We start from the raw sequence: 10,640 nt of genomic DNA, 5'->3' as shown, positions 1-10,640 counted from the left end.
CTCGGGGAGAAGGTGCCGGCAGGCGGATGAGGGGGCCTCACGGCAGGACCTTCGCTTCGGGCCTCTCGGCCCATACTTACTTCTCACTATCCATATGCCGCAGCATATGTTCGGGATAACGCCCGCCGGCAGCAGCGCGTCGTCGCCGTGATCGCCGCCCGGCGGTTGAGGGATTTCATGAACTTCCCGTACAGCTGCATCAAAAACTTTGAAATGTTCACGGATTGTTTCGTTTTCTTTTCTGAGCTATGTCACTTGAGCGGCGACGAGATCGTCTTTTCAGAAACAATCGCTGTAGAGATGCCTCATGCTTGACCCGAAATTCGTTCGCCGCGGCCTTTTCCTGGTCTTCATCATCCTCTTCCTCGACATTATCGGCATCGCCATCATCATGCCGGTGCTGCCGGCCTATCTGGAGCAACTGACCGGCGGCAGCGTCAGCGATGCGGCGATCGACGGCGGCTGGCTGATGCTCGTCTATGCCGGCATGCAGTTCCTGTTCGCGCCGCTGCTCGGAAACCTGTCGGACCGTTTCGGCCGCCGGCCGATCCTTTTATTGTCGGTGCTGACCTTTGCGATCGACAATTTCATCTGCGGCATCGCCACCAGCTTCTGGATGCTGTTCGTCGGCCGCGTGCTTGCCGGCATCAGCGGCGGCAGCTTCGCCACATGCTCGGCCTACATCGCCGATATCAGCACCGAGGAGAACCGGGCGAAGAATTTCGGGCTGATCGGCATCGCCTTCGGCGTCGGCTTCACCATCGGCCCCGTCATCGGCGGCGTTCTCGGCGAGTTCGGACCGCGTGTGCCGTTCCTTGGCGCGGCAGCGCTGTCGCTCCTCAATTTCATCGCCGCCTGCTTCCTGCTGCCGGAAACGCTGGAAGCGAAGAACCGCCGCCGCTTCGAGTGGAAGCGCGCCAACCCGCTCGGCGCGCTTCGCCAGATGCGCCACTACCCCGGCATTGGCTGGGTCAGCCTGGTGATGTTCCTGTTTTTCCTGGCGCATGCCGTCTATCCCTCCGTCTGGTCGTTCGTCTCGACCTATCGTTACGGCTGGAGCGAGGGGCAGATCGGTCTGTCGCTCGGTATCTACGGGATCGGTGCCGCGCTCGTCATGGGGTTCGTCCTGCCGCGGATCGTGCCCCTGCTCGGCGAGTGGAAGACCGCTCTCCTCGGCCTGTGCTTCTCGGCTGCGGGACTGACCGGCTATGCCTTCGCCTGGGAGGGGTGGGTCGTCTACGTCGTCATCGTCGCGACCGTCATCGAAAACGTCGCCGATCCGCCGCTGCGCAGCATCGCCGCCGGCAAAGTGCCGCCTTCGGCGCAAGGCGAGCTGCAGGGCGCGCTGACCAGCCTCAGCAGCATCACCACGATCGTCGGGCCGCTGATCTTCACGCAGATGTTCGGCTATTTCACGCGGCCCGAGGCGCCCGTCACCTTTGCCGGTGCGCCTTATCTCACCGCCGCCGTGCTCATCCTGCTGGCCGCCGGTGTATTCCTCACCAGGGTTAGGCTCCGTGAGCCGGCCGAGGCGCTGGAAGCGGCGGGCTGATCAATCAGAAATAGTGATGTCATGATGAATTTTTCATCATCTTCCCGTTCTGGGGTAGTTCTTTGCGAGGCTTTGATCTAAGTCCGAATGATATTTTGCCGCTTCATTAGGCGGCGTTGCAGATTTCAATCACAGGACTGGTGTCATGGACACGCCGATCGACGCGCGCAGGCTTGCGCCGACAAACGATAATCGCTGGAGCGCACATTTCCGTGCGACGCTGGCGCTCGGCATTCCACTGGTCGGCGCCCAGCTCGCTCAGCTTGGCATACACACGACCGACGTGATGATCGTCGGGCGTCTCGGCGCCGAGCAGCTGGCGGCCATGGTGCTGTCGGCTCAGTTCCTGTTCACGATCCTGATCTTCGGTTCGGGCTTTGCCATCGCCGTCATTCCGATGGTGGCGCAGGCCTATGGCCGCGGCGACGTCGTCTCGGTGCGCCGATCGCTGCGCATGGGGCTCTGGGTGGTGATCGGATTCTGGATCATCGCGCAACCGGCCTTTTTCAATGCGGAACAGATCCTGCTTTTTGCACAGCAGAAGCCGGAGGTGGCCAGGCTCGCCCACGGCTATATCATGATTGGCCAATTCGGCGTGCTGCCGGCCCTTCTTTTCAACGTGATGCGGGCCCTCGTCAGCGCCATCGGCAAGGCGGGCATCATCCTCAACGTCACCATCGTCACGCTGGTGATGAATGCGATCTTCGCCTACGCCCTCGTGCTCGGCCATTTCGGCTTTCCGGCAATGGGGCTCGAGGGTGCGGCGATCGTCTCGGTGGTCGTACAGACGGCGGGCTTCCTCTTCATCCTCGTCTTTGTCCAGCGGCGGGAAGAGACGCGGCGCTACGAGATCTTTGTGCGGTTTTGGAAGCCGGACTGGCACGCGCTGCTGGAGGTCCTCCGCCTCGGTTTCCCGATCAGCGTCACCGTGCTTGCCGAGGTCAGTCTGTTTACGGTCGCGTCGCTTCTGATGGGTTATATCGGCACCATCGAACTCGCCGCGCACGGCATCGCCCTGCAATGGGCTTCGATCGCCTTCATGATCCCGCTCGGTCTCAGCCAGGCGGCGACGGTGCGCATCGGTGTCGCGCACGGGCAGGGCGATTATGACGGGCTGGTGCGCGCTTCGATTATGGTTGTTGTCATTGCCTGCGCCATCTCGGCGGTGGGTTCGGTGCTCTTTGCCACCATGCCGCAATTCCTCGGCAGCTGGTTTCTCGACGTCAACTCGCCTGAGGCGCCGCAAGTGCTGGCCTATGCCGGGCCGCTGATCGTCGTTGCCGGGCTTTTCCAGCTCGTCGACGGGCTGCAGGTGATTGCCAATGGATTGCTGCGCGGCCTGAAAGATGCGCGCGTGCCGATGATCATGGCGCTGATCGCCTATTGGCCGATCGGCTTCTTCCTCGCCTGGGCCTTTGCCTTCCCGCTCGGCTTCGGCGGCATCGGCATCTGGTTCGGCTTCCTCGTCGGACTGGCGGCTGCCGCCGTCATGCTCTGCGCACGCTTCTATCTTCTCCTTCGCCGGGAAAGCGCGATGGCCGGCTCTTGAGCCGGCCTTCCGGCCTTAGGCGGCGACGGGCTTGTAGCTGGCGATATCGGCGCGAATGCCGAGACGGGCAAACATCTCCTGCAGATCGAAATTGGCGGCCTTGTGGGCAGCGGCGACGGCTGCCCGCGCACGCTCGACGACCTCGGTATTTTCCCATTCGGCAATGGTGACGAAATTGAATTCGCCGGGACCGGCGACCTGCTCCAGCACCCTGTGATCGATGAAACCTTCCTGTGCTTCCAGCAGCTTGTGGGTCATCATCACTTTGACGAGAAATTCCTCGCGCGCCGCAGCCGGCACGACGAATTTATCGACACGATAGAAAGCTCCGCTCATCCATTTTCTCCTGCATCGGATGTCTGCGGGCGTTTGTAATTCCTCAAGTATGGTTGAGGTCAACATGGAAGCGAAGACGTCCGGTCACTATCTTGAAATTACGGGGCGACCGCTTCCTGAAGCCGTCGTGTTCCAGGGTGACGGCATTGCTTCCTATATGGCGGGTTTCGACAGCTGGATAGCAACTGTGCGCCACAGCAATCGGTGGGCTCGACGTGAAGGAACGACCGGCTTGGGGCCGTGAACTGATAGTCCGCTTCTGGAGAGCGAGGCCAAGAAAGTTCGCGTTTTAACTATCCACACCCCAAAGTTCCGGGTTCCGTTTGAAGTACTCAGTCAGCATTTCGGTGAGCACCCGCACTTTGCGGGTGGGATGCTGGCTCGGCGGGCGTACGACATACGCGGCCCCCGGAGGGACCGGATAGCGCGTCATGATCGGAACCAATGCGCCAGTGGCCACATATTCATGCGTGATGCAATCGGGGAGCCATGCGATGCCGAGACCTGCCGCCGCCGCCGCGGCAAGCGCCGTGGCGCTGTCGGCCTTGAACTTGCCCTGCGGCTGAACCGTGACGATCTTGTTGCCATCCATGAACTGCCAGGCTTCCGTTCCCTGCATGAGGGCCTGATGGTTGACGAGCTGCTCTACCGTCTCAGGAGAACCGTGCGCTTTGATGTAGGCCGGGCTGGCGACAAGCTTTCCATGGATCGGCCCGACACGCTTCGCGATCAGGTTTGAGTCTTGGAGGTAGGCACCCCGAATCGCGCAATCAAAACCCTCTGCGATGAGATCGACGAAGCGATCGCTGTAGGAGGTATGGATGTGAAGCTGCGGGTGCAGACGCGCCATTTCCGCGAGCACGGGGGCGAAGTGGGTTGGGCCGAAAGTAAGCGGCATTGCGACCCTCAAACGGCCGCGCAGCTCGCCGGTGGGGAGGATCGTTTCCCTGGCGGTATCGATCTCGGCGCTGGCCCGGGCCGCATGGTCCCTGAACGTGATTCCCGCTTCCGTGAGTGCGGCGCCGCGGGTCGTCCGCGCAAGAAGCTGGACGCCAAGCTCCGCTTCAATCCGAAAGAGCCGACGGCTGACGATTGACTTGGAGACGCCGAGCCGACGCGCGGCGGCCGATATACCCCCGGCATCGGCTACGGCAACGAATGTCTGTAGATCTTCGATGTCCAATTCGGCGTTCCTCGTTTCGCGACACAGCTAGTCCGACTTTGGCACTATTGCACCATCGAAGGGAACGGCAAATTGCGTCCAGGCAACGTCGCCCGCTGGCGCATGTTTCCTGCGAACCCACCGCCGTCCACAACGGCAGAGAAAGGAATTTCTTGATGATCCCTCGCAATGGCCTCGATTCTCTTCTTCGTCCCGAAGATTCGGTCCTCGTTCTGATCGACCATCAGCCCTATCAGCTCGCGAATCTGAACAGCCACGATCCGCAAGCTGTGGTCAACAACACGACCGCGCTGGCGAAGCTAGCAAAAGCCTTCAATGTTCCGACCATTCTCACCAGCGTGATCGCGGGTCGTGGTGGCCTCCTCTTCAAGCAGATCACTGACGTCTTCCCGGAGCAGGAAGTGATCGACCGGACTTGGGTGAACACCTGGCAGGACGAAAAGGTGGTGGACGTGGTCAAGGCGACCGGGCGCAAGCAACTGATTATCGCAGGCCTTTGGACCGAAGTCTGCGTCGCAATGCCTGTCATCCAAGCCCTCGGCGAAGGCTGGGACGTGTCCGTGATCACCGATGCGTCGGGTGGCGTTTCGACCGAGTCCCACCAGATCGCCATCCAGCGGATGATCGCGGCTGGCGCAAACATGATGACCGTGATGGCGCTCGCTGGCGAATGGCAGCGCGACTGGGCGCGCACCGAGCATGTCGAAGAGCTGACCGAGATTCTCATCCAGCACTTCGGCGGCAGCGGCATCGCCTTCCTGTGGGAGCAACAACTCCTCAAGACGCCTGTGCCCAGCGAGAGCTGATCCGGGCCGGGATGGCGAGCATTTCGGTGAGAGGCGGAATTGATCGCTTTTTCGACCTTTGCCATCCTGACCTCACAGCGAAGCCTTCTGCCGAAACAAGCTCGCTCATGTGTGGCAATTGCGTATGATCCCACCGCGCCGCTTTTTGAATAATTCGCGGAGACTCCTCGATGCCTCCCTCCCTTCCCCTTGGCCTGCCGCTCAATCGCCGGGACGTCCTGATCTCGGCATCGGCGCTTGCCGCAAGCTTCTCCTTTCCGCTGGGCCACCGCGCATGCCGCGGGGCCTGCCACCCACGACACTCCACAACCATGGGCTTCGTCACAACCGACGACGACGTACAGATTTTCTACTAGGATTGGGGTCCGAAGGACGCCAGCCGATTGTTTTTCACCATGGCTGGCCGCTCAGCTCGACGACTGGGACGCGCAGATGATTTTCTTTCTGTCGAAGGGCTATCGCGTCGTCGCGCATGGCCGAGCATGATTCACTGACATCGACAGGATTCGAAGCCGATGGAGGCGTGGCGGCGATGTGATGACGGGTAAGGCTGCTTTCTGCCGTCGTCGCTGATTTTCAAAATATCTCGGGCTGTAGCGTAGAATCGGCGGCTTTCAGCCCCGCTTGGTGAGAGTGTGGTGATCGGCGGTAATAGCGAGTTATAGAACCTGCTCCAGCACGCTGTGATCGATGACACCATCCTGTGCCTCCCGCAGCTTATGGGTCATCATCACTTTGATGAGAAATTTCTCGCGCGCCGTAGCCGGCACGACGAACTTGTCGACACGAAAGAAAGCTCCGCTCATCCATTTTCTCCTGCATCGGATGTCCGCGGGGCGTTTGTAATTCCTCAAGTCTGGTTAAGGTCAACATGGAAGCGAAGACGTCCGGTCAGAAATTGCGCGGCGACCGCTTCCTGACGCCGTCGTGTTCCAGAGTGACGGCATTGCTTCCTATGTCTGCTTAGGGCGCCAATCCCAGCCCTTGGCGGCAAGAACTTTGACGCCCGCAGGAACGTCAACTCCTGACCAGCCCATAGAGATAAGAGGCAAGTGCGCTGCAGAATGGCGGAGATATCTGCGCCTGCGCGGGGGCTGTCGGCCGGGACTAAATTGGCGTATGCTGTCAAGGAGGTACACCATGCGCAGCAGCATCACTGCAGCTATCGTCGCGCTCGTCGTTTCGCTTGGCAGTCTAGCGCGGGCGGAGATCCTGATCGGAGCGGCAGGCCCGGTCACAGGACCGCTCGCCTGGATCGGGGAGCAGATGCAGCGCGGCACAGAGATGGCGGTGGCCGACATCAATGCGACTGGCGGCGTGCTCGGGCACCAGGTGCAACTCATCACGGTCGACGACTTTTGCGATCCCGAGCAGGCTGTGGCGGCCGCCCAGAAGCTGGTGGCTGACGGTGTGGTGCTCGTCGCCGGGCATTACTGTTCCCAGGCCTCGATCCCGGCATCCAAGGTGTACGAGGCCGCGGGAATTCTACAGATTTCACCGGGTTCGACCAATCCGCTGTTGACCGAACAAGGTCGTGCCAATGTTTTCCGCGTCATTGGTCGCGACGACGCGCAGGGCGCGGTAGCCGGCAACTATTTGGCCGATCGTTGGGGTGACAAGAAAATAGCGATCCTTCACGACAACACCACCTATGGGAAGGGGCTCGCCGACGAGACCAGAAAGCAGTTGAATATGCGGGGTGTCACCGAAGCGATCTACGAGGCCTTCACCCCTGGGAAGAACGACTATACGGCCGAGATCTCGGCGTTACAGGGCGCCGGCATCGCCGTGTTGTATGTTGGTGGGTATTTGCCCGAGGTCGCGCTTATGGTTCGCTCTTCGCGAGACCGCGCCTACGCACTTCAACTCGTCTCAGGCGATGGCATGGCAAGCGAGGACTTTGCACTGATCGCCGGATCTGCCGCCGAGGGTACGCTCTTCACGTTTAGCGCGGACCCACGGCGCGTCCCTCAGGCGGCTCAAGTCGTCGAGCGTTTCCGTGCCGAGAATTTCGAGCCCGCAGGCTACACGCTGCTCAGCTACTCCGCCGTCCAGGTCTGGTCGCAGGCGGTGAAGAAGGCCGGTTCTCTAAAGCCGCAAGAGGTGATCGCCTCAATGCAAGGTAATCAATTCGAAACGGTAATGGGCCGGGTCGATTTCGACGACAAGGGCGACCTCACCGTTCAAAGCTGGATTTGGTATGTCTGGAAGGGAGGCGAATACGTGCCGCTGGAATAGTCAACCGCCGGCCGGGTGGATCGCTTTAGACCAGTCTGTGCAGACTTTAGTGGCTGCGCAAGCCAGACCTTGCGGTTGCCGCTATGTTTGAACGCGTCGGCATACGCGGGCGCTTGTTGCTCGCTTTCTTCGGCATCAGCACCTTCGCAGTGCTCGCGACTGGCGCAGCTCTCTATGCCTTCCTTCAGGTCGGCGACGTGGTCGATCGCATCACCAAGGAACGGGTGCCGACGGCGCTCGCTTCTCTCCAACTGTCGCGCCAGGCTGAGAGGGTTGCTTCCACCGCGCCGTCAGTGCTGGCGGCGACCAGCACGGTTCAGCACAACGAGGTCTCGGCTGCGATCGGAGTCGAGATGGGGCGTCTCGAAGAGTTGCTCGCCGCACTTAAAGGCACCGCATTCAGCGCGACGGCGGTGACTGAAATCGAAGACGCCGTGATTGGTCTACGACGAAACCTCGATGCTCTCGACTATCTTGTGGCCGTTCGCCTTACCATGGTTCAGCGCAAGGAGGCGTTGCTGCGCCGCTTATCGGACACGACAAATGCAAGTCAGCGTCTCCTCGCGCCCGGCATCGTCGTGATGAACTCCAAGGTTCCCCAGTGGCGCGCAGCGGTGGCTGATTCCGCCGCGCCACCCGACGCGCGTGCTGCGGCGACGAGCGACCTGGTCAAGGCAATCGCGGCCTACATCCCCCAGCAGAGGGCGCAACAGGAGATCTCAGCAGTCAACGACGCGCTGGTCAAAACTGCCAACGCGCATACGCCGGGAGATCTGAAGCTGATCCTGTTTCCGCTCCGCCGGTCGCTCGCCGTACTCGAAACGGTCTCCACCGAGATCGACGAAAAGTTGCGGACCCGCTTCCAACAACGGTTGGACGAGTTGAAGTCGCTGACCGACGGTGAGAACGGGATCCCGAAGGTACGACAGGACGAGTTTGCTGTCCTTGCACAGGGCGAAAAGCTTCTGGCTGAAAACAGCCGGCTATCGCGCGACCTTACCGCGGCCGTCGATCGCCTGGTTGCAAAGGCAAACCATGAGATCGCCGCGTCCGCTCTCGAAGCCTCGGTCGTCCGGCGCTACGGCACCGGCATTGTCCTTGGCTCCGCCCTTCTAAGCCTCCTGAGTTCGGTTCTGGTTGTCTGGCTCTATGTCGACCGCAGCCTTCTCGCCCGTCTGGGAGAGGTAAGCCAAAGCATGCTGGCAATTGCGGGCGGCAATCTGCATGCGCAGATGCCCGCCGGAGGCCGCGACGAAATCGGCCGCATGGCCGGGGCGCTCAGGCTGTTCCGGGATACTGCGGTCGAGGTGGAGGAAAACAGCCTGCGCGAGGTTGCGGAAGCGCGCCAGCGGCTTGTGGATGCCATCGAGAGCATCTCCGAAGGATTCGCTCTGTACGATGGCGAGGACAGGCTCGTGCTAAGCAATAGCCGCTACCGCGAGCTGTTGTACGCCGGCCTGGAGGAAATGACACCCGGCACGACATTCGAGCAGATTGTTCGCCGGTCCGCCGAGGGCGGCTACATCAAGGATGCTGAGGGGCGAGTCGAGGAGTGGGTTGCCGAGCGGCTTTCGCGACATCGCAACCCTGGTGAAACGTGGGTGCAGCGGCGTCGCGACGGGCGATGGATCATGATTAGCGAGCGGCGGATCACGGCTGGCGGCACGGTGGCCGTCTACTCGGACATCACCGAGCTGAAGCAACGGGAGGAAAACCTTGCCGAGAAATCCGTAGCTCTCGAGGCGCTTTCCAGCAAGCTGGCGAAATACCTGGCGCCGCAAGTGTATAACTCCATATTCACCGGCCGCCAGGACGTCAGGATCGCCAGCCAGCGGAAGAAGCTGACGATATGCTTCTCCGATATCGCCGGCTTTACCGAAACCACAGACAAAATGGAATCCGAGGATCTCACACAGCTCCTCAATCACTACCTGACGGAAATGTCGAAGATTGCTTCAGATCACGGCGCGACGATCGATAAGTATGTCGGAGACGCCATCCTGATGTTTTTCGGCGATCCGGAAACCCGCGGCGTCAAGGATGACGCGCTCGCCTGCGTGCAGATGGCTCTCGCCATGCAAAAGCGAATGAGCGAGCTTGGGGAAATCTGGCGCGATATCGGAATTGAAACACCGCTGCGCTGCCGCATTGGCATTCACACAGACTACTGCACTGTGGGCAACTTCGGCAGCGAGGACCGGATGGATTACACGATAATCGGCGGCGCCGTGAATCTCGCCTCGCGTCTTGAGCAGGAAGCGTCGCCGGGCACCGTTCTCATTTCTTATGAGACGTTTGCGCAAGTGAAGGACACGATCGAGTGTGAGGAACTGGGGCATGTCCACGTAAAGGGAATAGCCTATCCGGTCGCCACCTATCGCGTGGTCGATCTGAAGGAAAATCTGGTCCGCAGCCGTCGTACCGTCCGAACCGCACTGCCGCACCTGAGATTGGAAGCTGAGCCCGAGCTTATGTCTACCGATGAGCGCGATCAGGCCGCCGCCGCACTTCGAGACACGCTCGATCGACTTTGTCACAAGCCTGGGTCGTAGGCTCACGTTCGCGCGGGTTGTCGCCTCTACAGGCATCGGCCTCCCCAGAATGCGGTGATAATTGGATCGACGCCCTTGCAAGCCGATGGATCGATGTTCGCGTTGGTTACACCCGTAGCTGTCACCTGTGCGCCCACCGTGATTCCAGTGTAACCTGCGCCGAGCTCAGCCGCAGTTTTGTGGAACTTGGTCTGTTGCCAAGCATTCCGCGACTGCCCTCGAGACCGTTGTCGACAACGTTCTTGATGGTGTAGGTGCCGCCAGCCTCCGGACATGTGGGCGCGAAAGAGACGTGGGGCCCATAGCAGCATTCGGGCCTTTTGCTGCCGTTCGAGGTCGATCCGAGGAACGTGCGGTATGTGCTAGAATGGGGCCGAAGACGGAACGCGACAGACGCACTGCGAGGGGCGGTGTGATCAAACCG

The 10,640-nt window shown here is 60.8% G+C and carries 8 protein-coding genes and 2 pseudogenes; 7 read left to right on the top strand and 3 right to left on the bottom strand.

Features of this window, described 5'->3' with window-relative positions:
* The first annotated feature begins 307 nt into the window (after nt 1-307).
* Both CO655_RS12930 and CO655_RS12925 read left to right on the top strand, forming a co-directional pair.
* On the top strand, nt 308-1,552 hold the full coding sequence (locus CO655_RS12930) for a TCR/Tet family MFS transporter (protein ID WP_097604700.1): 1,245 nt from the start codon (nt 308-310) through the stop codon (nt 1,550-1,552).
* A gap of 145 nt (nt 1,553-1,697) precedes the next feature.
* Entirely contained in the window at nt 1,698-3,101 is a 1,404-nt protein-coding gene (locus CO655_RS12925; protein ID WP_097664909.1) for an MATE family efflux transporter, read from the top strand.
* A 15-nt stretch (nt 3,102-3,116) separates the two neighbouring features.
* Here CO655_RS12925 and CO655_RS12920 read toward each other — a convergent pair whose 3' ends face one another.
* Nucleotides 3,117-3,437 (bottom strand): antibiotic biosynthesis monooxygenase, encoded by a 321-nt coding sequence (locus CO655_RS12920; protein ID WP_010026108.1) that lies wholly within the window; start codon nt 3,435-3,437, stop codon nt 3,117-3,119.
* Nucleotides 3,438-3,501: 64 nt separating this feature from the next.
* Between CO655_RS12920 and CO655_RS33375 the strand changes: the two genes are divergently transcribed.
* Entirely contained in the window at nt 3,502-3,681 is a 180-nt protein-coding gene (locus CO655_RS33375) for a hypothetical protein (protein ID WP_141514309.1), read from the top strand.
* 45 nt (nt 3,682-3,726) lie between these two features.
* On the opposite strand, the gene CO655_RS12915 is transcribed toward CO655_RS33375, so the two are convergent.
* On the bottom strand, nt 3,727-4,620 hold the full coding sequence (locus tag CO655_RS12915; protein WP_097664908.1) for a LysR family transcriptional regulator: 894 nt from the start codon (nt 4,618-4,620) through the stop codon (nt 3,727-3,729).
* Between the two features lie 155 nt (nt 4,621-4,775).
* Here CO655_RS12915 and CO655_RS12910 point away from each other — a divergent pair, with 155 nt between their 5' ends.
* Nucleotides 4,776-5,426, top strand: coding sequence for a hydrolase (locus CO655_RS12910; protein WP_097664907.1), 651 nt, complete (start codon nt 4,776-4,778; stop codon nt 5,424-5,426).
* Nucleotides 5,427-5,737: 311 nt separating this feature from the next.
* Nucleotides 5,738-5,906, top strand: a pseudogene (locus CO655_RS34770) (alpha/beta hydrolase); the annotation flags it as partial.
* Between the two features lie 185 nt (nt 5,907-6,091).
* Here CO655_RS34770 and CO655_RS12900 read toward each other — a convergent pair.
* Nucleotides 6,092-6,232 (bottom strand): annotated as a pseudogene (locus tag CO655_RS12900) (antibiotic biosynthesis monooxygenase); the annotation flags it as partial.
* A 334-nt stretch (nt 6,233-6,566) separates the two neighbouring features.
* Between CO655_RS12900 and CO655_RS12895 the strand changes: the two are divergent.
* Nucleotides 6,567-7,664 (top strand): branched-chain amino acid ABC transporter substrate-binding protein, encoded by a 1,098-nt coding sequence (locus CO655_RS12895; RefSeq protein ID WP_097604714.1) that lies wholly within the window; start codon nt 6,567-6,569, stop codon nt 7,662-7,664.
* An 83-nt stretch (nt 7,665-7,747) separates the two neighbouring features.
* Nucleotides 7,748-10,216 carry an adenylate/guanylate cyclase domain-containing protein gene (locus tag CO655_RS12890; protein WP_097664906.1) on the top strand — a complete coding sequence of 823 codons (2,469 nt, stop codon included), beginning with the start codon at nt 7,748-7,750 and terminating at the stop codon, nt 10,214-10,216.
* Nucleotides 10,217-10,640: the final 424 nt, after the last annotated feature.

Source organism: Rhizobium sp. M1 (assembly GCF_002531805.1).
GTDB classification, from domain to species: domain Bacteria; phylum Pseudomonadota; class Alphaproteobacteria; order Rhizobiales; family Rhizobiaceae; genus Rhizobium; species Rhizobium etli_C.
This window is presented reverse-complemented; position numbering and strand designations above follow the sequence as displayed.